Genomic DNA, 24,257 nt, shown 5'->3' with positions numbered 1-24,257 from the left:
CGTGCATATCAGTAGTAGTTGCCCAGCAGCGAGATCACCTCGATCAGCAGCAGCACGGCGAACATGCGCGCCAGGCCCCCCTGGCTCTGCCCACCCTGCAGCAGGCTGCGCGGCGGCGGGTACATGGCCGAGGCCATGGGGATGAGCGCCACGGCCATGCTGAACAGCAGGGTCTTGAGGCCGAACACCAGCGTGATCGAGGGCGTGAACACCTGGCCGAACATGCGCGTGTAGGCCGGCAGGCCCGCGGTGGTGAGCCCGTACACGCCAAGATAGGCCATGAACAGCGCCACTACGCAGGACAGCGCGGCCAGCGTGATGCAGGCGTGCACGCCCGCGAGCACGCGCGGCAGCAGCTCCATGCGCACCGGGTCTGCGCCGCGATCGGCCAGCGCCTGCAGGTGCCCGGCCGCGCGCAGGCGCGCGAGCTGGGCGCCGCTCGGCATGGTGCTGCGCATGGCGACGAAGAGCGCGGCCGTGAGCGGTATCAGCTCCAGCACCAGCACGCGGATCACCATCTCGAGTGCGTAGCGCGTCAGGCCATAGCTGTGGGCGGTGACGACGACGATGTGGGTGATGACCAGGCTCAAGAGCGCCGCCAGCGCCGTGAAGCCCAGCAGTATGGGCGCCGTGTCCATGAGCATCTGCCGCGCCAGGCGCGCGCGCGCCGCGGGCCGGTAGCTCGACGGCGAACAGGTCAGCACCAGCACCACGGCGCCCAGGTCGATGATGCGCCACCAGGCCAGGGCCCAGCGCAGGGCCAGCGCCCAGGCGCGCCGGGGCAGGTTCACGGACTGCAGGGCGATGCTCATGCGGCGATCATACGGGCACATGCCGTCTTTTTGGTAACAAATTGGCCTCCAGCGCCCTGCTGGCAAGCGCGAGCAGCTATCACTTGCATAGTGAACAGGCCACAGCCATCACACATGGCGGCGGGCCAGCGGGGCCAGGGCCGGCACGGGTTCGGCGTCGGCGCGCTCGTGCAGCGCCTCTATCACATGGCATTGCCCGCCCGTGCCGTCGCAGCGCGCGCGCAGGGCGAGCAGTTCCTGCTCCAGCGTGGCGAGCTCGGCCAGGCGCGTGCGCACATGCTGCAGATGGTCGTCCAGCGTGGCACAGGCGGCGTGGTCCGTGCCGCCCGCGGCCATGTCCAGCGCCAGCAGCGTGCGCACCTCGTCGAGCGACATGTCCATGGCCCGGCACAGGCGGATGAAGCGCAGCCGGTGCAGGTCGGATTCACTATAGAAGCGATAGCTGTTGCCGCCCCGCACGCCTGGCGCAAGCAGCCCTTCCTTCTCGTAATAGCGGATGTTGGCGGCCGATACGCCCGAGAGCCGGGCGGCGTCGCCTATGCGGTGGCGGGGGTGATGCTCTGCCATGCTTGACCTTGAAGTGACTTGAAGGTTTCCAATGGTCGCATGAACCACAGCCACGTTCCACATGTGCCCGGCCAGCCCCCTGCCGGCGCACACCCCCATGACCACCACCACGGCCATGGTCATGCCCATGCCCATGCCCATGCCCATGCCCATGACCATGACCATGCGCACGCCCATGCCCATGACCATGACCATGCGCACGCCCATGCAACGCCCACGGCGCAATGCGCCACGGGCGGCGCGGCCTGCGGCGGCTGCGCGGGCGAGCATGGCCACGACGCCCTGCCCCGCTGGCCGCGCATTGCCGCGGCCCTGGCCCTGGCCACGGGCGCCGAGGTCGCGCACTGGCTCGAGCAGGACATGGCCGGCATGGCGCTGGCGCTGCTGGCCATCGCGCTCGCGGGCCTTGGCGTGTACCGCGCGGGCCTCAAGGATCTGGGCCGGCTGCGCCTGGGCATCAACGCGCTGATGACGGTGGCCGTCACGGGCGCGGTGCTGATAGGCCAATGGCCCGAGGCCGCCATGGTCATGGCGCTGTATGTGGCGGCCGAGCGCCTCGAGCATGGCGCCATGGACCGCGCGCGCCACGCCATCCGCGGCCTGCTGCAGCTCGCCCCCGCCACGGCCGATGTGCTGCAGGCCGACGGCAACAGCCTGCGCCTGCCCGTGGACCAAGTGGCGCAGGGCGCCGCCGTGCGCATCGCACCGGGCGCCCATGTGCCGCTGGACGGCACCGTCACCCAGGGCATGAGCGCCGTGAACCAGGCGCCGATCACCGGCGAGAGCCAGCTGGCCGACAAGGCCCCGGGCGACCCGCTCTACGCCGGCAGCGTGAACCAGCATGGCGAGCTCTTGATGCGCGTGACCGCGCCCGCGGGCGACACACTGCTCGCGCGCATCGTGCGCGCCGTGGAGCAGGCCCAGGCCGGCAAGGCGCCGCTGCAGCGCTTCGTGGACCGCTTTGCCGCCGTCTACACGCCCATCGTCTTCGCGCTGGCCCTGCTGCTGGCGCTGGCCGCGCCCACGCTCATGGGCTGGAGCTGGCACCAGGCCGCCTACCAGGCGCTGGCGCTGCTGGTCATCGCCTGCCCCTGCGCGCTGGTCATCTCCACGCCGGTTACGGTGGTCAGCGCGCTCACGGCGGCCGCGCGCCGCGGCATGCTGATCAAGGGCGGCGGCGCGCTCGAGGCCGCGCGCGGCCTGCGCGTGATGGCGCTGGACAAGACCGGCACGCTGACCACGGGCCAGCCCACGCTGGTGCACTGGCAGGCCCTCGCGGGCATGGACGAGGCCGGCGCCGCCGCCATCGCCTGGCAGCTCGCGGGCCGCTCCGAGCACCCGGTCTCGCGCGCCATCGCCGCGGGCCTGCCCGCGGCCGAGGCCAACGGCGTGCAAAACCTCGTCGCCCTGCCCGGGCGCGGCGTGCAGGCCGACATTGCCGGCCGGCGCTGGCAGCTCGGCAATCTGCGCTGGATGCGCGAGCAGGGGCTGGCGGGCGACGATCTCGAACGCAGCCTCCAGCAACACGAGGAACTGGGCCGCAGCGTCACCCTGCTGGCCGACGGCCAGGTCGTGCGCGCGCTGTTTGCCGTGGCCGACCCGCTGCGCCCGCATGCGCGCGATGCCATAGTGCAACTGCGCGCGCTCGGCGTGCGGCCCCTGGTGCTCAGCGGCGACAACCCGGCCACCGTGCGGGCCGTGGCGGCCGAGGCCGGCATCACCGGCGCCGAAGACGCGCGCGGCGGCCTGCTGCCGCAGGACAAGCTCGACGCCCTGGCCCAGCTACAGCGCGGCTGCGGCCCCACGGGCATGACGGGCGACGGCATCAACGACGCGCCGGCCCTGGCCCAGGCCGACATCGGCTTTGCCATGGGCGGCGCGCAGGGCACGGCCATGGCCAGCGAGACGGCCGACGTGGTGCTGATGCACGACGACCTGCGCCGCATCCCCGACACCATTCGCCTGTCGCGGCGCACGCACCATGTGCTGTGGCAGAACATCACCCTGGCGCTGACCGTGAAAGCGGCCTTCTTTATGCTTGCGCTGCTCGGCATGGCCACCATGTGGATGGCCGTGCTGGCCGACATGGGCGTGAGCCTGCTGGTCGTCGCCAACGGCCTGCGCCTGCGCCGCGCCCTGCCCCCACAAGAGCCCGAGCCACAGACACCATGAGCCAGACCCGCCAACGCGCCGCCTTTGACTACCTTGTGCAGCAGTTTCACGCCAGCACCGGCCAGGCCAAGGCCGATCGCTGGCGCTACCTCGAGGCCGCCCATGTGCTCGGCCAGAGCCGCCTGGCCCTGCACCTGCGCGCGCATTGGCTGATGCTGCGCTTTGCCCGGTCGCTCGGTGACCAGTTCGAGGCCCAGGGCCAGCTGCGCCACCTGTGCATGGCGCCGTGGGGCCACCTGGTGCGCCGCATGCCCTACGGCAACAACGGCCGCGCCATCACGGCCCCGCTGCAGCCCATGGTGCCCAACGCCGCGCTGCGCGCCTGCATCGCTGAGGCCATGCGCGCCTGTGGCGGCGCGGCGCCCGACTATCCCGGGCAAAAATCCTGAGCGGATTTGACGCAACCGCACCCGGGGGCGCCCGCCGCCGGCGCACAATGGCGCCCCCATGCCATCCACCGCACAGACCACCGCACCGCTGCCCACAACCCGCCCGACACCGGCCCCCGCCCCGCATTCGCGCGGCGAGGACGCGGTGGCCATCATCACCGGCGTGGCCATGGTCTCGGTGGGCGTGGCCATGGTGGGCGGCGCTGGCCTGCTCACGGGCGGCATCACCGGCCTGGCCTTTGTGCTGCACTACGCCACGGGCTGGGGCTTTGGCAAGCTGTTCTTCGTGCTCAACCTGCCCTTCTACTGGCTGGCGCTGCGCAAGCTCGGGCTGGGCTTCACGCTCAAGACCTTTGCGGGCGTGGCCCTGCTGGCCGTGATCACCGAGGTGCAGCCGCACCTGATGCAGATCGCGCGCATAGAGCCGCTGTACGCCGCGCTGGTCGGCGGGCTGTGCATGGGCATGGGCTTTCTGGTGCTGTTTCGCCACCACTGCAGCCTGGGCGGCATAGGCATTCTGGCGCTGTACCTGCAGGGGCGCTTTGGCTGGCGCGCGGGCGCCGTGCAGATGGTGGCGGACTTCTGCATCGTCGCCGCGGCCCTGGCCACGGTGGAGCCCATGCGCGTGCTCTGGTCCATCGTGGGGGCGCTGGCGCTCAACCAGGTGCTGGCCATCAACCACCGGCCCGGGCGGTACATGGCGGCCTGAGCCCACGCCGGGAACTTCGCCAACCGCCCCAGTATCATTCCCGCCATGCGTCGCCTCCTGTCCCTTGCCCTGGTCATGCTGCTGGTCCTGCGCGGCCTGCTGGGCGACGCCATGGCCATGGGCCTGGTTCCCGCGACGGCAACGCCGCAGACCATGCACGCCGCCGGCGACCAGGACCATGGCGTGCACGCACACCAGGCCATGGAGCGGCATTGCTGCGACGCCGCGGGCGACACACATGCGGCCCATCCCAGCGGCTGCGGCGCCTGCGGCATCTGTCATTCGGCGCTGGCGCTCTCCGCCTGGATGACGCCGCCGGAGACGGCGCCGGGCCACACGCACCACCCAACACAGGGCGTGCGCTTTGCCAGCGCCCCGGCCGCTCAGGCCATCAAGCCCCCCATCGTTTGAGATGAGAGGCTGTGAGTTTTTCCCCTGTGCCCGCCTTGCACGCCAAAACACCCCCGCTCATCGTTGCAAATACTCGCCATAGCCCGAGCTATGGCTGCGTTTTGCGCCTCGATCGGGTGCGTTTTCGCGCGCCTTTCGGGCACGAGGGAAAGACTCACAGCCTCTGACGCCCAAGCTGCGTCCGCCACCGACCGCCCGCGCCCCAACGGCGCGGCATGGCGGCGCCGCGCATCCTCCGACCAACGAACGAACAATCCCATGAATACTATTCAATTGATAGCTGCTTGCGCTTTACTGGCAGCCGCCACAGCCGGTTTCTCTCATGAAAACACAGGCCACCACGGCCACACCGACGCCGCACCGCAGCAGCAGGCCTGGGGCATTGCCGGCGACGCCGCCCGGGCCACGCGCACCATCACCCTGCGCATGACGGACGACATGCGCTTTGCGCCCGCGCACTTCAGCGTCAGGCAGGGCGAGACCGTGCGCCTGCGCGTCGAGAACAAGGGCCAGGTGCTGCACGAGGTGGTGCTGGGCACCCAGGCCAGCCTGGACGAGCATGCGGCCATGATGCGCGAGCAGCCCGGCATGGAGCATGGCGAGGCGCACATGGCCCATGTCAAGCCCGGGCGCAAGGGCGACCTGGTCTGGCACTTCAACCGCGCCGGCCGTTTCGACTTTGCCTGCCTGGTCCCGGGCCATTTCGAGGCCGGCATGCGCGGCAGCTTCACCGTCACACCCTGAGGTCACGCCATGCACAGCACCAATCGCCGCCAATGGATGACTGCCATCGCCGCCGCCGCGGCCTGCGCCGCCCTGCCCGCCTGGGCCACCAAGGACAACGCCGTGGAGGTCTGGAAGGACCCCAACTGCGGCTGCTGCCAGGACTGGGTCGAGCACATGCAGGCCAACGGCTTCACCGTCACCGTGCACGAGAGCGGCAACACCGCGGTGCGCGCCCGCCTGGGCCTGCCCCAGCGCCTGGGCTCGTGCCACACAGCCCTCGTGGGCGGCTACCTGCTCGAGGGCCATGTGCCCGCGGCCGATGTGAAGAGGCTGCTCAAGCAGCGCCCCAAGGCCCTGGGCCTTGCTGTGCCCGGCATGCCCGTGGGCAGCCCCGGCATGGATGGCCCCGAATACAAGGGCCGCAAGGACCCCTACGACGTGCTGCTGGTCACCAAAAACCTGATGAACAGCGACGTCTCCACGCGCGTGTTCACCAGCCATCGCTGAAACCATAATCGGCGCCCATGCAAGCCAGCCCCCAGCACGGCGCCAGCGGCGCCATCACCGACGTTGCCGGCATCACCGTCGGCCACTACAGCGACACGCGCCGCCCCACGGGCTGCACCGTGGTCATCGCGCGCGAGGGCGCCGTAGCCGGCGTGGACGTGCGCGGCGCCGCGCCCGGCACGCGCGAGACCGATCTGCTCGCCCCCGGCAACCTGGTGCAGCAGGTGCACGCCATCATGCTCGCGGGCGGGAGCGCCTGGGGGCTGGAGGCCGCCACGGGCGCCGTGCGCTGGCTCGAGGAGCAAGGCGTGGGCCTGGACCTGGGCGTGGGCCGCCTGCCGCTGGTGCCCGCCGCCGTGCTGTTCGACCTGCATGTGGGCGACATGAGGATTCGCCCCGACGCCGCCGCCGGCTACGCCGCCTGCCAGGCCGCCAGCGGCGCGCCCCCGGCCGAGGGCAATGTGGGCGCGGGCAGCGGCGCCGTGGTCGGCAAGATGTTCGGCCTGCAGCACGCCATGAAGGGCGGCCTGGGCACGGCCTCGGTCACCGTGGCGGGCGTCACGGTGGGCGCGCTGATCGCCTGCAACGCCGTGGGCGACGTGGTCGACCCCGGCACCGGCCTGCCGCTGGCCGGCGCGCGCACGCAGGACGGCCGGGGCCTGCGCGACACGCGCCGCGCCCTGCTGGCGGGCGAGCCGCCGCAGCCGCTGCTCGCGGGCAGCAACACCACCATAGGCGTGATCGCCACCGACGCGCGGCTGACCAAGCTGCAGGCCCAGCGCCTGGCCGTGGTGGGCCACGACGGCCTGGCGCGCGCCATCAACCCGGTGCACACCATGAGCGACGGCGACACGCTGTTCACCCTGGCCACGGGCCGGCATGCCAAGCACCCCGGCATGATGGTGCTGGCCACCATGGCAGCCGAGGCCGTGGCCCGCGCCACTGTGCGCGCCGTGCGCGCCGCGCGCACGCTGACCACGGCCGAGGGGCTGCACCTGCCGGGCTGGGCCGACATGGGCGGCGCGCCTGCCGGCACCGGCGCATAGTGCCGGCCCCAGAAACAACAACGGGCCTTGCGGCCCGTCGTCATGCTGGTGCTTACTTGAGCGCCTTGTAGCGCATGCGCTTCGGGGCCGCGCCCTCCTCGCCCAGGCGCTTCTTCTTGTCGGCCTCGTACTCCTGGTAGTTGCCGTCGAAGAACACCCACTGGCTGTCGCCCTCGGCGGCCAGGATGTGGGTGGCGATGCGGTCGAGGAACCAGCGGTCGTGGCTGATGACCAGCACCGTGCCCGCGTATTCGAGCAGCGCGTCTTCCAGCGCGCGCAGGGTTTCCACGTCCAGGTCGTTCGAGGGTTCGTCGAGCAGCAGCACGTTGCCGCCCTGGATCAGCGTCTTGGCCAGATGCAGGCGGCCGCGCTCGCCGCCCGAGAGGTTGCCCACCTTCTTCTGCTGGTCCTGGCCGTTGAAGTTGAAGCGGCCGCAGTAGGCGCGGCTGGCCATCTGGAACTTGCCCACGTTGATGATGTCCAGGCCGCCCGAGACGTCTTCCCACACCGTCTTGTCGTTGGCCAGCGCATCGCGCGACTGGTCCACATAGGCCATCTTCACGGTCTGACCGATGACGACCTGACCGCTGTCGGGCTGCTCCTTGCCGGCGATCATCTTGAACAGCGTGGACTTGCCGGCGCCGTTGGGGCCGATGATGCCGACGATGGCGCCCGCGGGGATGGTCATCGACAGGTTGTCGATGAGCACGCGGTCGCCAAAGCTCTTGGTGACGTTGTGGAACTCGATGACCTGCGTGCCCAGACGCTCGGCCACGGGGATGAAGATCTCCTGCGTCTCGTTGCGGCGCTGGTATTCGTAGTCGGACAGCTCCTCGAAGCGCGCGATACGCGCCTTGCTCTTGGCCTGGCGCCCCTTGGCGTTCTGGCGCACCCACTCGAGCTCCTTCTTCAGGGCCTTGGCGCGTGCCTCCTCGCCCTTTTGCTCCTGCTCCAGGCGGTTTTGCTTTTGCAGCAGCCATTCGGAGTAGTTGCCCTTGTAGGGAATGCCGTGGCCGCGGTCGAGTTCCAGAATCCACTCGGCCGCGTTGTCGAGGAAGTAGCGGTCGTGGGTGATGGCCACCACGGTGCCGCTGAAGCGGTGCAGGAACTGCTCCAGCCATTCGACCGATTCAGCGTCCAGGTGGTTGGTGGGCTCATCGAGCAGCAGCATGTCGGGCTTGGAGAGCAGCAGCTTGCACAGCGCCACGCGACGCTTTTCACCGCCCGAGAGCTGGCCGATCACGGCATCCCAGGGCGGCAGGCGCAGCGCGTCGGCGGCGATCTCGAGCTGGTGCTCGCTGTCGGTGCCGGCGGCGGCGATGATGGCCTCGAGCTCGGCCTGCTCGGCGGCCAGGGCGTCGAAGTCGGCGTCTTCCTCGGCGTAGGCGGCGTAGACCTCATCGAGGCGCGCGCGCGCCTTGTTCACCTCGGCCATGGCCTCTTCGACCTCCTGGCGCACCGTGTGCTCGGGGTTGAGCTGGGGCTCCTGCGGCAGATAGCCGATCGACAGGCCCGGCATGGGAATGGCCTCGCCCTCGATCTCCTTGTCGATGCCGGCCATGATCTTCAGCAGCGACGACTTGCCCGAGCCGTTCAGACCCAGCACGCCGATCTTGGCGCCCGGGAAGAAGGACAGCGAAATGTCTTTCAAGATCTGGCGCTTCGGGGGCACCGTCTTGGTGACGCGGTTCATCGAAAAAACGTACTGAGCCATGGATTCTTCAAAAAAATGAGCAAAAAGAAGGCGCCGCGAACTGCGGCGCGCAACATAGATTATCGGCGCATGCGACAATAACGGGCGTCGTGGGTTCCAGTTGCCCCGACATCAGCCTAGACAAGCTGGGGACGATGGAAGCAATTTCCGGGCTCCCACCCTTGAAATCATCTGCCCAAAGAACTGGCCCAGCGGCTTGCAAGGTCGCGGGCAACCGGCAGGTACCCAGCGCCCAGGACGGGCGCAACCAACGTACATGACATTTGAAGAACTGAAGCTGACGCCAGCCATATTGCAGGCCGTACAAGAACAAGGCTATCAATCTCCAACCCCCATCCAGGCCCAGGCCATTCCCGTGGTGCTGCAAGGCCATGACCTGCTCGCCGGCGCGCAGACCGGCACGGGCAAGACGGCCGCGTTCACCCTGCCCATGCTGCAGCGCCTGGCAGGCGGCAGCGCCTCGACGAGCAAGTTCGGCAACCGCGGCGTGCGCGCCCTGGTGCTCACCCCCACGCGGGAACTGGCCGCGCAGGTCGAGGAATCCGTGCGCGCCTACGGCAAGCACCTGGACATCAAGTCCACCGTGATCTTCGGCGGCGTGGGCATGAACCCGCAGATCGAGCGCATCAAGCGCGGCGTGGACGTGCTCGTGGCCACGCCCGGTCGCCTGCTGGATCTGCAGCAGCAGGGCTTCATGGACCTGTCCACGGTCGAGATCCTGGTGCTCGACGAGGCCGACCGCATGCTGGACATGGGCTTCATCCACGACGTGAAGAAGATCCTCGCGCTGCTGCCCGAATCCAAGCAGAGCCTGCTGTTCTCGGCCACCTTCAGCGACGAGATCCGCGAGCTGGCCAATGGCCTCCTGAAGAACCCGCAGAGCATCCAGGTCACGCCGCGCAACACCACGGTGCAGCGCATCAGCCAGGTCATCCACCCCGTGGGCCGCGGCAAGAAGAAGCAGGTGCTGCTGCACATCATCCAGGAGCACAACTGGAGCCAGGTGCTGGTCTTCACGCGCACCAAGTTCGGCGCCAACAACGTGGCCGACTACCTGACGAAGAACGGCGTCTCGGCCATGGCGCTGCACGGCAACAAGAGCCAGAGCGCCCGCACCCAGGCCCTGGAAGGCTTCAAGACCGGCCAGATCAGGGCGCTGGTGGCCACCGACATTGCCGCGCGCGGCATCGACATCGACGACCTGCCGCATGTCGTGAACTACGAGATCCCCAACGTCCCCGAGGACTACGTGCACCGCATCGGCCGCACCGGCCGCGCCGGGCGCGAGGGCCAGGCCGTGAGCCTGGTGTGCATGGACGAAGAGGGCTTCATGATGGAGATCGAGCGCTTCACCAAGCAGGAGATCCCCGTGCAGCCCATCGAGGGCTTCGGCCCCGAGGAAGGCGAGAAGGCCGAGCCCATCGCCATGGGCCGCCAGACCATCTGGGGCGGCGCGGGCAAGCCGCCGAGCCGCGAGGTCATGCAGGCCGCGGCCAAGGCAGCGCGCCAGGAGATGATGGAGCGCATCCGCGCCAACAAGGCGGCCCAGGGCAGCGCGCGCGGCGGCCGCCAGGGCGATGGCCAGCGCGGCGATGGCCAGCGCGGTGACGGTCAGCGCGACGGTCAGCGCGACGGACAGCGCAACGCCCAGGGCCGCGGCGGCAATGGCGCCAACACCGGCCAGCCCGGCGCACGCGGCCCGCGTCCGGCCCATGGCGGCATGGGCGGTGCCGGCGGCGGCCGTGGCCGCGGTGGCAATGCCAACCCGCGCCGCCACGACGACAGCCAGCCGCGCGGCGAGAACGCACACCTGGGCACCCAGCTCAAGCATGTGAGCCTGGATCCGCGCCGCGGCGCGGGCAGCCGCGGCGGCCAGCCCGACCCCATGCGCACCAGCGTCGACAGCATGGCCGACCGCGGCCGCCGTGGCGGCGGCTTTCGCGGCGGCCGCGGCCAGCGCGGCGGCGGTGGCGGCGGCTTTGGCCGCTGAGCACCTGATGCATTGAAGGTCACGGGCCCGGTACCATTGCCGGGCCCTTTTTTCTGGGCGCTCGGCCATGGCGCCGCATGCGCGAAGTGCCACAGACGCCCGGTAACATCCCGCACACCATGAAGACGACCACAGCCCTGCCCCTGACCTGCGCACCGCAGCCTGTCGCCCGCCCGCGCATGAATGCGAGATTCACCGCCCCCCTGCTGACGCTCTCGGCGGCGGTGCTGTTGTCGGCCTGCGCGAGCACGCCACTGCCGCCCTGGCCCGCCGCCACGCCCGCGGCCAAGCCACCCGTGGCGGCCACGCAGGCCACCAGGCCCGTGCCCCCGCCCCTGGGCCTGCCGCCGCGCGACGAGGCCATAGCCACGCCGGTCACGATCACGCCGGTCGCGCCCAGCACTCCCGAGTCGGCCACCGCCGCCATGCCCTACGGCGAGGCCGTGGCGGCGCGCTTTCCCGAGCCGCCCGTGCGCTACGAGACACCGGGCCTGGCCGAGGGCCGGCGCGCCTTCACGACCAATGCCGAACTCTCGCAATGGCTGCTGCGCCTGGCCACCGACACCCAGGGCGCCACACGCTCACGGTTGCTCGACCTGGGCCTGTCCCAGCGCGGCACGCCCATCCAGGCCCTGCTGCTCACGCAGGCCGCGGGCACCGACATCGCCACGCTGGAGGCCAGCCGCCGCCCCACAGTGCTGCTCGTCGGCCAGCAGCATGGCGACGAACCCGCGGGCAGCGAGGCCCTGCTGGTGGTGGCGCGCGAACTCGCCCAGGGCCTGCTAGAGCCCATGCTCAAGCGCATCAACGTGATCATCGTGCCGCGCGCCAACCCCGACGGCGCCGAGGCCGGCAAGCGCGCCACCGCCAGCGGCGTGGACATGAACCGCGACCATCTGCTGCTCAAGACGCCCGAGACGCGCGCCCTGGCCGCGCTGGTGCGCGACTACCGCCCCATGGCCATCATCGACGCGCACGAGTACACGGTGGCCGGGCGCTTCCTGGAGAAGTTCCACGCCATCCAGCGCTACGACGTGCTGCTGCAGCATGCCACCACGGCCAACCTGCCCGAGTTCATGACGCGTGCGGCCCTGGAGTGGTACCGCGCCCCCATGATCAAGGCCCTGGACGCCGAGAACCTCACCCAGGAGTGGTACTACACGACCTCCACGCGCATGGACGACCTGCGCCTGTCCATGGGCGGCACGCAGCCGGACACGGGACGCAACGTCAACGGCCTGAAGAACGCCGTAAGCATGCTGCTGGAGACGCGCGGCGTGGGCATTGGCCGCGCCCACATACAGCGCCGCGTGCATTCGCATGTCACGGCCCTCACGAGTGCGCTGCGCAGCACCGTGGACCGCGCGGACAGCCTGCAGCAGGTGCGCTCCTACGAGGCGCGCGACATCGCGTCCCAGGCCTGCCGCGGCGAGATCGTGGTCGAGGCCGCCCCCACGCCGACCCAGCACGAGATCATCATGCTCGACCCCGCGACCGGCGCCGACCGCACGCTGCGCGTGGACTGGAACTCGTCGCTGCGGCTGCAGGCCCTGAAGAAGCGCCCGCGCCCCTGCGGCTACTGGCTGGCCGAGAGCGCGGACGACGCCGTCGAGCGCCTGCGGCTGCTGGGCCTGCAGGTGCTGCGCGTGGCCGAGCAGGGATCGGTGCTGGCCGACACCTACCACGAGGACAGCCGCGACACCGCCACGCGCAAGGATGTGCGCGGCAGCGTGGAGGGCGACCAGCCCATCATCCGCGTTCAGGTCACGCCCACGCGCAGCGCCATCGACATACCGGCCGGCAGCTATTACGTGCCGCTCAACCAGCCGCTGGCCAACCTGGCCATCGCGGCGCTCGAGCCCGACACGCAGAACAGCTACTTCGCCCACCACCTCATCGCCAACCTCGGCGACACGGCGCGCGTGATGGTGCCGCCGTCCCTGGTGTTCGAGGACACGGACTGAGAGACCGGGCAGGACCATCAAAAACAATAGCTGCCAGCGCGCCCACAGAGCGCGCTGCAGCCATTTTTTCATCAGATTCCATCGATTCGGCCACATCGCCATGGCGGCATTGCCGGAGCAGGCCCCGCGCCCCGGTATGATCCTGCACCTTGGCTGCACCAACTGCCCGTAGCTCAACCGGATAGAGCAATTGCCTTCTAAGCAATAGGTCGGGGGTTCGAGTCCCTCCGGGCAGGCCAGAATCCCCACTCCCACCCGCTCCACCAGCACCGCCGGCCCTGCGCCGGGCGCAGTCCCTTGATGCGGCCGGCGTCGACGGGGCCCGTCACTCAGACGGTATCGCAGACCTCGGACGGGCTCGTCTGCGGCCGGGCCTGGCCCGGGGCCAGCGGCTCGATCGCGAGCAGCGCGTCGCCGGCCGCGACTGTCTTGCCCGCCTTGCAGTACAGGGCGACCACCGTGCCCGCCTGGCTCGCCGTGACCTGGAACTCCATCTTCATGGCTTCGAGTATCACGAGCGGCTGACCGGCCTCCACCTGCTGGCCGACCTCGACCAGCAGCTTCCACACATTGCCCGACATGTCGGCCGCCACGGCGTTGTCATGCGCCGCCTGGTGGGCCGGGCCGTCCCCGTCGTCGCCCGCGTGCGCGGCCGCGTCGCTCTGCCACAGCGCCACCTCGGCCGCGTAGGCCGCCTGCTGGCGCTGCTGGAAGGCCGCGATGTCGTGCCGGTCACGTTCGAGCAGCCGCTCGTGCTCGGAGAGGTCGAACACCGCGTCCTCGACGCGCACCTGCGCCCGCCCGGCGCGGAAGTCGGCGCGAAAGCGCTCGAGCTCGGCCTCGCTGACCGGATAAAAGCGCACGCGGTCGAAGAAGCGCAGCAGCCAGGGCTCGGCGCCGAACTGGCGGTTGCTCAGAAACTTGTTCCAGATCGGCACCGTGCGGCCGACGAGCTGGTAGCCGCCCGGCGAGTCCATGCCATAGATGCACATGTAGACGCCGCCTATGCCCACCGTGCCCTCGGCGGTGAACGTGCGCGCGGGGTTGTACTTGGAGGTCAGCAGCCGGTGGCGCGGATCGAGCGGAACGGCGCAGGGCGCGCCCAGGTACACGTCGCCCAGGCCCATGACCATGTAGCTTGCATCGAACACCGTGCGGCGCACGTCCTCGCGGCTGTCCAGGCCGTTGATGCGCTGTATGAAGTCCACGTTGTTGGGCAGCCAGGGCGCCTCGGCCTTGACGGTCTCCATGTAGCGCGTGACCGCGCCCAGCGTGGCCGAGTCCTCGAAGGCCATGGGCAGGTGCACGATGCGGCTGGGCACCCTGACGCCGTCGACATCGGGCAGCTGGCGCTCCAGCGCGATCAGCCTCTGCACCAGGGCCGACTGGCCGATCACGCGGCTGTCGTAGTGGATCTGCACCGAGCGCACGCCGGGCGAGAGCTCCTGCACGCCGTCGATGCGCGCGGCCGCCATGGCCTCCATGAGCAGATGCACGCGCAGCCGCAGGCGCAGGTCGAGCACGTTCGGGCCGTATTCGAGCAGGATGTACTTGTCGCCGGCCTGGCGGTAGGCCACGGCCGGGCGATCGCCCTCGGCGGGCAGTTCGGCGAGCACGCATTCGGACACGGTGGCCGGCGCGGTGGGCAGGGCGAGCGCCGGCAGATCGGGCATGGGGCGCAGCAGGCGGATGGCCTCGTCCTGCGCACGCTCGAGCGCCAGCGCCTCGTCGAAGCCTATGCGCCGAAAGCGTATGGTGTCGCCCGGCTTGACCTGGCCCACCTTCCACAGCTCGGCCTGCGCGATGGTGGCGGCGCAGACGAACCCGCCCAGGCTCGGGCCGTCGCAGGTCAGTATGACCGGCGTGTCGCCCGTGAAGTTGATGCTGCCGATCGCGTAGACGCAGTCGTGCACGTTGGACGGATGCAGGCCGGCCTCGCCGCCGTCGCTGCGCGTCCATTCGGGCCGGGGCCCGACCAGGCGCACGCCGAGGCGGTTGGAGTTGTAGTGCACCTCGTAGTCGGTGCCAAAGAAGGTGGCGATGCTCTCGGGAGTGAAGAAGTCCGGCGCGCCATGCGGGCCGTAGAGCACGGCGATGTCCCAATGTTTGCCGTAGGTCGGGATCAGCTCGTGCGGCGGCGTCGCGGGCACATAGGCCGGCGCGGGCGTGTTGCACGCGGCCAGCTCGGGCCGGCTGATGGACAGCACGTCGCCCACGCGCAGCGTGCGGCCCGCATGTCCGCCGAACTGTCCGAGCACGAAGGTGGACTTGCTGCCCAGATAGTCGGGCACGTCCAGGCCCCGGCGAATGGCGACATAGCTGCGGCAGCCGCTGCTGGCGCGGCCTATGCGCAGCACCTGGCTTGCGCGCACGGCGATGGGCCGCCACCAGGGCAGCGGGTCGCCGTTGTCCAGCGTGGCCAGCGCGGGCGCGCCCGTGAGCGCGATCACCGCATCGCCGTGGAACTTGAGCGTGGGCCCCTGCAGCGTGCATTCCAGGCCGGCCGCGCTTTCATGGTTGCCGACGATGCGGTTGGCAAGCCGGAAGGCGTAGCCATCCATGGGCCCGGACGGCGGCACGCCGATGTCCCAGTAGCCCGTGCGGCCGGGATAGTCCTGCACCGTGGTGTAGGTGCCGGGCTCCAGCACCTCGACCACGGGCGAGACATATTCGTAGCGGTCGAGAAAGCGCGTGGACACCGTGCCCTGCGCGAACTCCGGGCTCTGCAGGATGCTGCGCAGGTAGTCGAGGTTGGTGGCGCTGCCGTGCAGGCGCGTGAGCTCGAGCGCCATCAGCAGCTTGTGGCGCGCCTCCTCGCGGTCGGCGCCGTGGGCGATGACTTTGGCGATCATGGGATCGTAGTGGGCCGACACCTCGGTGCCGGTCTGCACCCAGGTATCGACGCGCACGCCCTCGGGGAACTGCACGTCGGTGAGCACGCCCGGCGCGGGCTGAAAGCCGCGCACGGGGTTCTCGGCATAGACCCGCACCTCGATCGCCGCGCCCTGCGGCTCGGGCAGCTGGTCGAAGCTTGGCGGCTCGCCCGCGGCGACGCGCAGCATCCACTCGACGAGATCCAGCCCCGTCACCTCCTCGGTGATCGGGTGCTCGACCTGCAGCCGGGTGTTGACCTCGAGGAAGTAGAACGCATCGCGCGCGCCGTCGTAGATGAACTCGACCGTGCCGGCCGAGACATAGCCCACGGCCTCGCCGAGCTTGACCGCGGCGGCCAGCAGGGCCGCGCGCGTGGCCGGCGGCAGATGCGGCGCGGGGGTCTCCTCGATCACCTTCTGGTTGCGCCGCTGCACCGAGCAGTCGCGCTCGCCCAGCGCCACCACGCGGCCCCGTCCGTCGCCGAAGATCTGCACCTCGACATGGCGCGCGTCGGCGACGAAGCGCTCGAGGAACACGCCGCTGTCCTTGAAGAAGTTCTGGCCCAGGCGCTGCACGGACTCGTAGGCCGCAAGCAGCTCGGTCTCGTTGTCGCAGCGTGACAGGCCGATGCCGCCGCCACCCGCCGTGCTCTTGAGCATGACGGGGTAGCCTATGCGCTGGGCGGCCGTCATGGCCTCATCGAGGCTGTGCAGCAGGCCCGTGCCGGGCGTGAGCGGCACGCCCGCGGCCTCGGCGATCTCGCGCGAGGTGTGCTTGAGGCCGAAGCGCCGCACCTGCTCGGGCGTGGGGCCGACGAAGACGATGCCCGCGGCCGCGCATTGCTCGGCGAACTCCATGTTCTCCGACAGAAAGCCGTAGCCGGGAATGATGGCCTCGGCCCCGGTCTCGCGGGCGATCTCGAGAATGCGATCGCCGCGCAGATAGGTGTCGGCGGGCGCGCTCGAGCCACCGGCGTTGAGCGCCACCGCCACATCGGCGCAGGCCACATGCAGGCTGTCGCGGTCGGCATCCGAATACACGGCGACCGAGCGTATGCCCATCTTCTTGAGGGTGCGCGCGATGCGCACGGCGATTTCACCTCGGTTGGCGATGAGAACGGTCTTGAACATGGCATCAGGCTCCAGGCAATGCAGCGGCCCGGCCTGCCGCCCAGGCCGCTGGAACAAACGACGAAAGAAACGAACGGCGAGCTACTTCCGCACCAGAAAGGCGCGCCAGCCGCCGAGCGCGGTGATGTCCTCTGCGGCCTGCGTGGCCCAGGGCTCGCAGACGAAGCCCTGCACCATGCGGCCATCGATCAGCTCCAGGCTCCCTATGCCCAGCGGCGACGGAATCAATGCGACGAAGGAGCCATAGTGCTCGACCGGCATGGCCCACAGCTCGACCGCGATGGGCGCGCCGTCGCCGGTGCGCACCAGCCCGGGCTTGGGCGGCACCGTGCCAGGCAAGGCGTAGAGGCGATAGGCGGCGCTGGTGTGCGTGGCCTCGAGCAGCGTGGCGCCGCGCTCGGTGAGCTGGCCGTTGAGCGGCATGCCCGACAGATGCGCGCCCACCACGGCGACGATGACCTGGCCCGCCATGTCGCGCGCGGCCGGCGCGGACAGGGGCGGCAGCGCCTGCTGCGAGGCGCCGCGCTTCCACGGCATCGCCTCCTGCCAGAGCCTGCCGAACTCGGCCAGCCGCGCCTCGTGCCAGGCCGGCGCGATCAGCGTGATGCCCGCGGGCAAGCCGTCGGCGCGCATGCCGGCGGGCAGCGCGATGGCGCTCCAGTCGAGCAGGTTGACGAAGTTGGTGTAGACGCCCATGCGCGAGTTCAGCGCCACCGGGTCGGCCAGCAGCTGGTCGATCCTGTAGATGCTGGGCGCCGTGGGCACGAGCAATCCGTCGAGCCCCGCCATCAGCTCCTCGGCCCGGCGCGCCAGCGCCATGCGGCGGTATTCGGCCTTGTAGGTGTCGACGGCGCTGAAGTTGCGCGCCTTCTCCACGATGCCGCGCACCACCGGGTGCACGATGTCGGGGCGGGAGTCCATCACCTCCTCGAGCGCGGCATAGCGCTCGCCCACCCACGGCCCCTCGTAGAGCAGCGCGGCCACCTCGAGCAGGGGCGCGAAGTCGATGACGCGCAGCTCCACGCCCAATGCCTCGAGCCTGCGCAGCGCCTGGTCATGCACCTGCGCGGCGTAGCCGTCGCCAAACCAGTCGATGCTGGCCGGAATGCCCAGCACGGGCCTGGCCGGCCAGGCGGCGGGCCGCGCGGGCGCTCGGCGCGAGTACGGGTCGGCGGCATCGAAGCCCGCCATCACGCCAAGCGCCGCATCGGCATCGTCCACGCTGAGCGCAAACACGGTGATGCAGTCCAGCGAGCGGCAGGCCGGCACCAGGCCACCGTTGCTGACCAGCCCGCGCGTGGGCTTGAAGCCCACGAGGTTGTTGTGCCCCGCGGGCACGCGGCCCGAGCCGGCCGTGTCCGTGCCCAGCGCCAGCGGCACGAGCCCGCGCGCCACCACCGAGGCCGAGCCGGAGCTCGAGCCGCCGCTGATGTATTCGGGCCGGAAGGCATTGGGCACCACGCCATAGGGCGAGCGCGTGCCGACCAGGCCGGTGGCGAACTGGTCGAGGTTGGTCTTGCCGATGACCACGGCGCCCGCGGCCTCCAGGCGCTGCACCACGGTGGCGCTGCGCTCGGGCATGTAGGCGAACTCGGGGCAGGCGCAGGTGGTGGGCAGGCCCGCGAGGTCGATGTTGTCCTTGACGGCAATGGGGACACCGTAGAGCGGCAGGCGCGAGACATCGCCCCCCGCCTGCTGCAGCTGCTGCGCCAGCAGGCCCAGGCGGTCCTGCAGGCCGTCGGCCGACAGGCGGGTAATCCAGGCGGTATCGCCCGCGTCGAGTTCCGCGAGCAGGGTTGAGAGCAGTTGCGCAGGATCTGCGCCTTGCGCATAGGCCAGGCGCCAGTCGGCGAGCGTCCAGAAGGCAGTCGAGGGCATGGTGGCAGGGGTTGTCATCGGCATGGATGGCAGAGGTTCAGCAAACTTCATGCCCACGCCCGCCGCGCACGGGGCCAATGCCAGCGCCGCCCGGCGACCGCCCGGCATGGCCTGGCCACGGTGCATGGCGCGCCCCGCCATGGGGCATGGACCGCACCAACTTGGCCGCACCCATGGCCCGCGGCATTGCGCTGCGCGCGCGCCGCCGCAGCGGGACATGCAATGGCACACGGCTTGCTTGAAGGCTGGTACCAAGCCCGGGAAACGGTTCCCGGCCTGGCTTCGGAACCCCGCTCACTTGAAAGGTCAAACCATGCTCGAACGTCGTACCGCCATGAAAACCCTCGCCGCCGCGGCGGCCGTCGCCAGCCTGTCGCTCACGGGCCTGAGCGCACAGGCAGCAGACACCATCAAGGTCGGCGTGCTGCACAGCCTCTCGGGCACCATGGCGATCTCCGAGACCGTGCTCAAGGACACGGTGCTGATGGCCATCGACGACATCAACGCCAAGGGCGGCGTGCTCGGCAAGAAGCTCGAGCCCGTGGTGGTGGACCCGGCCTCCAACTGGCCGCTGTTCGCCGAGAAGGCCAAGCAGCTGCTCACCCAGGACAAGGTGGCCGTGGTCTTCGGCTGCTGGACCAGCGTCTCGCGCAAGTCCGTGCTGCCGGTGTTCGAGCAGAACAACGGCCTGCTGTTCTACCCCGTGCAGTACGAGGGCGAGGAGCTGTCCAAGAACATCTTCTACACGGGCGCCGCGCCCAACCAGCAGGCCATTCCCGCCGTCGAATACCTGATGAGCAAGGAAGGCGGCGCGGCCAAGCGCTTCGTGCTTCTGGGCACGGACTATGTGTACCCGCGCACCACCAACAAGATCCTGCGCGCCTTCCTCAAGTCCAAGGGCGTGAAGGACGCGGACATCATGGAGACCTACACCCCGTTTGGTCACAGCGACTACCAGACCATCGTCGCCGACATCAAGAAGTTCTCCACCGGCGGCAAGACGGCCGTGGTCTCGACCATCAACGGCGACTCCAACGTGCCCTTCTACAAGGAGCTGGGCAATGCCGGCCTCAAGGCCAAGGACGTGCCCGTGGTGGCCTTCAGCGTGGGCGAGGAGGAGCTGCGCGGCGTGGACACCAAGCCCCTGGTGGGGCACCTGGCCGCGTGGAACTACTTCATGAGCGTGAAGAACCCCACCAACAGCGCCTTCATCAAGCAATGGAGCGACTACGCCAAGGCCAAGAACATCGCGGGCCACAAGGACAAGCCGCTGACCAATGACCCGATGGAGGCCACCTGGGTCGGCATCCACATGTGGAAGCAGGCGGTGGAGAAGGCCAAGACCACCGATGTGGACAAGGTCATCGCCGCCATGGCCGGCCAGACCTTCACCGCCCCCGACGGCTTCACCGTGAAGATGGACGAGAAGAACCACCATCTGCACAAGCCCGTGATGGTCGGCGAGATCAAGGCCGACGGCCAGTTCGGCGTGGTCTGGAAGACCAAGGGCCCGATCCGCGCCCAGCCCTGGAGCCCGTTCATCGAAGGCAACGACAAGAAGAACGACGAGCCCAGCCTGTAGGCCCGCAGGCCACTCCTGCGGCACAGGAGTGGTCACCCCATTGCTACTTAACCCATAGCTGTCGGCGCTTGCTGCACAAGCGCCAGCACAGGATTGAACCATGAAACTCATGCACAAGCCATGGCGCTGGGCCCTGCTGGCCGGTCTGGGCACCATGCTGAGCCTTGCCAGCCACGCGCTGACGGCCGAGCAGGCCCATGCCATGGCCGCGGCCGACGATGCCGAGCAGCGCGCACAGGCCATACACGAGGCCGTCATGGACCCCGCCGCGCAGGCCGACGGCGGGCGTCTTGCGGCCTATCTCGCGGCACTGGCCAATGACGAGGTGCGCGTGGCCGGCGGCAAGGCCTTCGTGCTGAGCGGCGACGGCGCGAGCGACCCCGTCACGGGCGCGCCCGCGGCCCTGCCTGCCGATGCCGAGGAGGTCGTCAGCAACAACTACCTGCGCGGCGTGGTCGACTCGGCCCGCGCCGTCCTGGCGCTCGGCAGCGGCGACGTGCAGGCGCGCCGCGAGGCCGCGGCCCTGCTGGCCGCCGAGCCCGACGCCGCGCGCCTGCCGCTGATCGAGAAGGCGCTCGCGGGCGAGACGGACGCGCAGGTCAAGGCCCTGCTCGAGCGCAACCGCGCCGCCAGCCTGCTCGACAGCGGCGACCGGCGCCAGCGCCTCAAGGCCGTGGAGCTGCTCGCGCGCACGCAGACGCCCGAGACGCAGCTGCTGCTGAACCAGCGCCTGGCCGACGAGAGCGACCCCGCGGTGAAGAAGGCCATCCAGACCGCGCTCGCGCGCATTGCCGACGCGCTGGCCTGGGGCGAGCGCATGGGCGCCATTTTCAGCGGCCTCAGCCTGGGCTCGGTGCTGCTGCTGGCGGCCCTGGGCCTGGCCATCACCTACGGGCTGATGGGCGTGATCAACATGGCGCATGGCGAGCTGATCATGATCGGCGCCTACGCGACCTACCTGGTGCAGGTGCTGTTCCAGCGCTGGCTGCCTGCAGCCCTGTTCGACTGGTATCTGGTCGTGGCCCTGCCCGTGGCGTTCGCGGCCGCGGCGCTCGTGGGCGCGGTGCTCGAGCGCGGCGTGATCCGCTTTCTCTACGGCCGGCCGCTGGAGACGCTGCTGGCCACCTTCGGCATCAGCCTGGTGCTGCAGCAGACGGTGCGCAGCCTGTTCGGCGCGCAGAACGTGGGCGTGGAGAACCCCAGCTGGATGAGCGGCGGCGTGGCGCTGCTGCCCAATCTCACGCTGCCCTACAACCGCATCGCCATCATCGCGTTCGCGCTGGCGGTGCTGGGCGCCGTGGCCTTCCTGATCGCCCGCACGCGGCTCGGCCTGTTCGTGCGCGGCGTCACGCAGAACCGCGCCATGGCCTCCTGCGTGGGCGTGAACACCGCGCGCACCGACACCTATGCGTTCGCGCTCGGCGCGGGCCTGGCGGGGCTGGCCGGCTGCGCCCTGAGCCAGATCGGCAACGTGGGGCCAGACCTGGGGCAGAACTACATCGTCGACAGCTTCCTCGTCGTGGTGCTGGGCGGCGTCGGGCAGCTCGCGGGCACGGTGTATGCGGCGCTGGGCCTGGGCGTGCTGTCCAAGCTGCTCGAGGGCTGGACCGGCGCGGTGCTCGCCAAGATCGCCGTGCTGCTGTTCATCGTGGTTTTCATTCAGAAGCGTCCGCAGGGCATCTTCGCCCTGAAGGGCCGCAGTGTGGAGGCTTGACATGACTGCTGCCAACACCCCATCGCGCGCCATCGCCCTGCCCGCGCCGGCGCCGCTACTCGGGCGCCGGGGCTGGGCGCTGTGCCTCGGCGCGCTGCTCGTCATCTGCGCCCTGGCGCCGGCGCTGAACCTGCTGCTGCCCGAGGGCCATGCGCTGCATCTGTCGGACTACCTGATCGGCATCCTCGGCAAGTTCATGTGCTACGCCATCGTGGCCCTGGCCATCGACCTGATCTGGGGCTACACGGGCATTCTGAGCCTGGGCCATGGCCTGTTCTTTGCGCTCGGCGGCTATGTCATGGGCATGCACCTGATGCGCGAGGCCGCGGGGCCGGGCGCGCTGCCGGCCTTCATGGGATTTCTGGACTGGAAGGAGCTGCCCTGGCACTGGGCGCTGTCGGACAGCTTCGTCGCCACGGTGCTGCTGGTGTTTCTGCTGCCGGGCGCGGTGGCGGGCCTGTTCGGCTACTTCGCGTTTCGCTCGCGCATCAAGGGCGTGTACTTCTCCATCATCACGCAGGCGCTGACCTATGCCGCCATGCTGCTGTTCTTTCGCAACGAGACGGGCCTTGGCGGCAACAACGGCTTCACGGGCTTTGCCACCGTGCTCGGCCATTCGCTGAACACGCGGGCCATGCATGTGCTGTTGTTCGTGCTGTCGGGGCTGGCGCTGCTGGGCTGCTTTCTGTTCTCGCGCTGGCTCATCCGCAGCAAATATGGCCGCGTGCTGCAGGCCGTGCGCGATGCCGAGTCGCGCACCATGTTCTGCGGCTACGACCCGCTGCCCTACAAGCTCTCGGTCTGGGTCATCTCGGCCATGATGTGCGGCCTGGCCGGCGCGCTCTACGTGCCGCAGGTGGGCATCATCAACCCCAGCGAGATGAGCGTGGGCAACTCCATCGAGATGGCCGTGTGGACGGCCGTGGGCGGGCGCGCCAGCCTCATCGGCCCCATCGTCGGCGCCTTCGCCGTCAACGGCGCCAAGAGCTGGCTCACGGTCGCCGCGCCCGAGTACTGGCTCTATGTGCTGGGCATGCTGTTCATCGTCGTGACGCTGTTCATGCCCGGCGGCCTGATCCGCCTGCCCGAGCAGATGCGCCAGTGGCGCGAACGGCGCCGCGCCCAGGCCCGGCCATCGTCACCGCCCGCGGCCCCGGCAAGGCCGGCCGTCACCCCGCCCATGAAAGGAGCGCGCGCATGACCCCCGACCTCATGGAAGACGGCGCGCTGCGCACCGACGCGGGGCGCCAGGGCGTCGGCGCCGGGCATGTGGTGACGCCCGGCGAGGTGGACCTGCGCCACGGCCGCATCCTGTACCTTGAGGATGTGCATGTGAGCTTCGACGGCTTCAAGGCCATCAACGGCCTGAACCTGGACATCGCGCCCGGCGAGCTGCGCTGCATCATCGGCCCCAACGGCGCGGGCAAGACCACGATGATGGACATCATCACCGGCAAGACCCGGCCCGACAGCGGCACGGTGTTCTTCGGCTCCACCATAGACCTGCTGCGCCACAAGGAGCCCGAGATTGCCGCCATGGGCATTGGCCGCAAGTTCCAGAAGCCCACGGTGTTCGAGCAGCTCAGCGTGTTCGAGAACCTCGAGCTGGCGCTCAAGACCCACAAGGGCGTGGCCTCGTCCATGCGCTTTGCGCTCGACGGCGCGCAGAAGGACCGCATCGCCGAGGTGCTGCACACCATCCACCTGGCCGACAGCGTCACGCGCCAGGCGGGCCTGCTGAGCCATGGCCAGAAGCAGTGGCTGGAGATCGGCATGCTGCTCGTGCAGGAGCCGCTCCTGCTGCTGCTCGACGAACCGGTTGCAGGCATGACGGACGAGGAAACCGCGCGCACGGCCGAGCTGTTCCTCTCGCTCAAGGGCAAGCATTCGCTGATGGTCGTCGAGCACGACATGGGCTTCATCAACACCATCAGCGAGAAGGTCACGGTGCTGTGCGACGGCGCGGTACTGGCCGAGGGCACGCTGGCCGAGGTGCAGGCCGACGAGCGCGTCATCGAGGTCTATCTGGGGCGCTGATTCGATTTTTTGATAGCTACCAACGCTTGATACAC

Annotated in this window: 18 protein-coding genes and 1 tRNA gene; 14 read left to right on the top strand and 5 right to left on the bottom strand. The window is 69.8% G+C overall.

The genetic code is table 11. The features are described 5' to 3' along the window. Positions 1 to 8 precede the first annotated feature (8 nt). Positions 9 to 812 carry an ABC transporter permease gene (locus ABUE11_RS06005; protein WP_367068151.1) on the bottom strand — a complete coding sequence of 268 codons (804 nt, stop codon included), beginning with the start codon at positions 810 to 812 and terminating at the stop codon, positions 9 to 11. Positions 813 to 920: 108 nt separating this feature from the next. Then, complete coding sequence (locus ABUE11_RS06000) at positions 921 to 1,379, bottom strand: MerR family transcriptional regulator (protein WP_367068150.1); 459 nt, start codon at positions 1,377 to 1,379, stop codon at positions 921 to 923. Positions 1,380 to 1,418: 39 nt separating this feature from the next. Here ABUE11_RS06000 and ABUE11_RS05995 point away from each other — a divergent pair, with 39 nt between their 5' ends. From ABUE11_RS05995 to ABUE11_RS05965, 7 genes are all read left to right on the top strand, one after another. Next, the gene (locus ABUE11_RS05995) at positions 1,419 to 3,551 is read left to right on the top strand and encodes a heavy metal translocating P-type ATPase (protein ID WP_367068149.1); all 2,133 of its coding nucleotides are present in this window, start codon (positions 1,419 to 1,421) and stop codon (positions 3,549 to 3,551) included. Further along, entirely contained in the window at positions 3,548 to 3,940 is a 393-nt protein-coding gene (locus ABUE11_RS05990) for a DUF3703 domain-containing protein (protein WP_367068148.1), read from the top strand. Before ABUE11_RS05995 ends, ABUE11_RS05990 begins: the two co-directional genes overlap by 4 nt. A gap of 58 nt (positions 3,941 to 3,998) precedes the next feature. After that, the gene (locus ABUE11_RS05985) at positions 3,999 to 4,649 is read left to right on the top strand and encodes a YitT family protein (protein ID WP_367068147.1); all 651 of its coding nucleotides are present in this window, start codon (positions 3,999 to 4,001) and stop codon (positions 4,647 to 4,649) included. A gap of 45 nt (positions 4,650 to 4,694) precedes the next feature. Beyond that, positions 4,695 to 5,060, top strand: a complete 366-nt coding sequence (locus ABUE11_RS05980) for a hypothetical protein (protein ID WP_367068146.1) — start codon at positions 4,695 to 4,697, stop codon at positions 5,058 to 5,060. A gap of 258 nt (positions 5,061 to 5,318) precedes the next feature. Next, positions 5,319 to 5,804 carry a cupredoxin family protein gene (locus ABUE11_RS05975; protein WP_367068145.1) on the top strand — a complete coding sequence of 162 codons (486 nt, stop codon included), beginning with the start codon at positions 5,319 to 5,321 and terminating at the stop codon, positions 5,802 to 5,804. A 9-nt stretch (positions 5,805 to 5,813) separates the two neighbouring features. Continuing rightward, positions 5,814 to 6,293 (top strand): DUF411 domain-containing protein, encoded by a 480-nt coding sequence (locus ABUE11_RS05970; RefSeq protein WP_367068144.1) that lies wholly within the window; start codon positions 5,814 to 5,816, stop codon positions 6,291 to 6,293. Between the two features lie 17 nt (positions 6,294 to 6,310). Beyond that, positions 6,311 to 7,339 carry a P1 family peptidase gene (locus ABUE11_RS05965; RefSeq protein WP_367068143.1) on the top strand — a complete coding sequence of 343 codons (1,029 nt, stop codon included), beginning with the start codon at positions 6,311 to 6,313 and terminating at the stop codon, positions 7,337 to 7,339. Positions 7,340 to 7,391: 52 nt separating this feature from the next. Here the strand turns inward: ABUE11_RS05965 and ettA are convergent, their stop codons facing one another. Next, positions 7,392 to 9,053, bottom strand: a complete 1,662-nt coding sequence (gene ettA / locus ABUE11_RS05960; RefSeq protein WP_367068142.1) for an energy-dependent translational throttle protein EttA — start codon at positions 9,051 to 9,053, stop codon at positions 7,392 to 7,394. Between the two features lie 256 nt (positions 9,054 to 9,309). On the opposite strand from ettA, the gene ABUE11_RS05955 reads away from it, so the two are divergent. From ABUE11_RS05955 to ABUE11_RS05945, 3 genes are all read left to right on the top strand, one after another. Next, entirely contained in the window at positions 9,310 to 11,043 is a 1,734-nt protein-coding gene (locus ABUE11_RS05955) for a DEAD/DEAH box helicase (RefSeq protein ID WP_367068141.1), read from the top strand. Positions 11,044 to 11,222: 179 nt separating this feature from the next. Beyond that, complete coding sequence (locus ABUE11_RS05950) at positions 11,223 to 13,007, top strand: M14 family metallopeptidase (protein ID WP_367068758.1); 1,785 nt, start codon at positions 11,223 to 11,225, stop codon at positions 13,005 to 13,007. A 162-nt stretch (positions 13,008 to 13,169) separates the two neighbouring features. Continuing rightward, a tRNA-Arg gene (locus tag ABUE11_RS05945) sits at positions 13,170 to 13,246 on the top strand. 90 nt (positions 13,247 to 13,336) lie between these two features. Here ABUE11_RS05945 and uca read toward each other — a convergent pair. Together uca and atzF are read right to left on the bottom strand one after the other, a co-directional pair. Then, complete coding sequence (gene uca / locus ABUE11_RS05940) at positions 13,337 to 17,011, bottom strand: urea carboxylase (RefSeq protein ID WP_367068140.1); 3,675 nt, start codon at positions 17,009 to 17,011, stop codon at positions 13,337 to 13,339. Positions 17,012 to 17,092: 81 nt separating this feature from the next. After that, the gene (gene atzF, locus ABUE11_RS05935; RefSeq protein ID WP_367068139.1) at positions 17,093 to 18,889 is read right to left on the bottom strand and encodes an allophanate hydrolase; all 1,797 of its coding nucleotides are present in this window, start codon (positions 18,887 to 18,889) and stop codon (positions 17,093 to 17,095) included. A 313-nt stretch (positions 18,890 to 19,202) separates the two neighbouring features. Here atzF and urtA point away from each other — a divergent pair, with 313 nt between their 5' ends. The 4 genes from urtA to urtD all read left to right on the top strand — a co-directional run bounded on the left by urtA (position 19,203) and on the right by urtD (position 24,222). Next, positions 19,203 to 20,471, top strand: a complete 1,269-nt coding sequence (gene urtA, locus ABUE11_RS05930) for an urea ABC transporter substrate-binding protein (RefSeq protein WP_367068138.1) — start codon at positions 19,203 to 19,205, stop codon at positions 20,469 to 20,471. A 100-nt stretch (positions 20,472 to 20,571) separates the two neighbouring features. Next, the gene (gene urtB, locus ABUE11_RS05925) at positions 20,572 to 22,185 is read left to right on the top strand and encodes an urea ABC transporter permease subunit UrtB (protein ID WP_367068137.1); all 1,614 of its coding nucleotides are present in this window, start codon (positions 20,572 to 20,574) and stop codon (positions 22,183 to 22,185) included. A 1-nt stretch (position 22,186) separates the two neighbouring features. Then, a complete protein-coding gene (gene urtC / locus ABUE11_RS05920; RefSeq protein WP_367068136.1) occupies positions 22,187 to 23,386 on the top strand; it encodes an urea ABC transporter permease subunit UrtC in 1,200 nt (399 codons plus the stop codon). Beyond that, a complete protein-coding gene (gene urtD / locus ABUE11_RS05915; protein ID WP_367068135.1) occupies positions 23,383 to 24,222 on the top strand; it encodes an urea ABC transporter ATP-binding protein UrtD in 840 nt (279 codons plus the stop codon). Before urtC ends, urtD begins: the two co-directional genes overlap by 4 nt. Positions 24,223 to 24,257: the final 35 nt, after the last annotated feature.

Origin of the sequence: Oryzisolibacter sp. LB2S (assembly GCF_040732315.1) — a bacterium.
GTDB lineage: Bacteria > Pseudomonadota > Gammaproteobacteria > Burkholderiales > Burkholderiaceae_C > Alicycliphilus > Alicycliphilus soli.
The sequence above is the reverse complement of the archived record's forward strand: the minus strand, read 5'-3'. Positions and strand labels throughout refer to the sequence as shown.

Bases quoted from the DNA above. Each gene is read 5' to 3' on its own strand.
- ABUE11_RS06000 (WP_367068150.1), bottom strand. From the start codon at position 1,379: ATGGCAGAGCATCACCCCCGCCACCGCATAGGCGACGCCGCCCGGCTC.
- ABUE11_RS05970 (WP_367068144.1), top strand. From the start codon at position 5,814: ATGCACAGCACCAATCGCCGCCAATGGATGACTGCCATCGCCGCCGCC.
- atzF (WP_367068139.1), bottom strand. From the start codon at position 18,889: ATGCCCTCGACTGCCTTCTGGACGCTCGCCGACTGGCGCCTGGCCTAT.
- ABUE11_RS05965 (WP_367068143.1), top strand. From the start codon at position 6,311: ATGCAAGCCAGCCCCCAGCACGGCGCCAGCGGCGCCATCACCGACGTT.
- ABUE11_RS05955 (WP_367068141.1), top strand. From the start codon at position 9,310: ATGACATTTGAAGAACTGAAGCTGACGCCAGCCATATTGCAGGCCGTA.
- ABUE11_RS05985 (WP_367068147.1), top strand. From the start codon at position 3,999: ATGCCATCCACCGCACAGACCACCGCACCGCTGCCCACAACCCGCCCG.
- ABUE11_RS05990 (WP_367068148.1), top strand. From the start codon at position 3,548: ATGAGCCAGACCCGCCAACGCGCCGCCTTTGACTACCTTGTGCAGCAG.
- ABUE11_RS05950 (WP_367068758.1), top strand. From the start codon at position 11,223: ATGAATGCGAGATTCACCGCCCCCCTGCTGACGCTCTCGGCGGCGGTG.
- ABUE11_RS05975 (WP_367068145.1), top strand. From the start codon at position 5,319: ATGAATACTATTCAATTGATAGCTGCTTGCGCTTTACTGGCAGCCGCC.
- urtA (WP_367068138.1), top strand. From the start codon at position 19,203: ATGCTCGAACGTCGTACCGCCATGAAAACCCTCGCCGCCGCGGCGGCC.
- uca (WP_367068140.1), bottom strand. From the start codon at position 17,011: ATGTTCAAGACCGTTCTCATCGCCAACCGAGGTGAAATCGCCGTGCGC.
- ettA (WP_367068142.1), bottom strand. From the start codon at position 9,053: ATGGCTCAGTACGTTTTTTCGATGAACCGCGTCACCAAGACGGTGCCC.
- urtC (WP_367068136.1), top strand. From the start codon at position 22,187: ATGACTGCTGCCAACACCCCATCGCGCGCCATCGCCCTGCCCGCGCCG.
- urtD (WP_367068135.1), top strand. From the start codon at position 23,383: ATGACCCCCGACCTCATGGAAGACGGCGCGCTGCGCACCGACGCGGGG.
- ABUE11_RS05980 (WP_367068146.1), top strand. From the start codon at position 4,695: ATGCGTCGCCTCCTGTCCCTTGCCCTGGTCATGCTGCTGGTCCTGCGC.
- ABUE11_RS05995 (WP_367068149.1), top strand. From the start codon at position 1,419: ATGAACCACAGCCACGTTCCACATGTGCCCGGCCAGCCCCCTGCCGGC.
- urtB (WP_367068137.1), top strand. From the start codon at position 20,572: ATGAAACTCATGCACAAGCCATGGCGCTGGGCCCTGCTGGCCGGTCTG.
- ABUE11_RS06005 (WP_367068151.1), bottom strand. From the start codon at position 812: ATGAGCATCGCCCTGCAGTCCGTGAACCTGCCCCGGCGCGCCTGGGCG.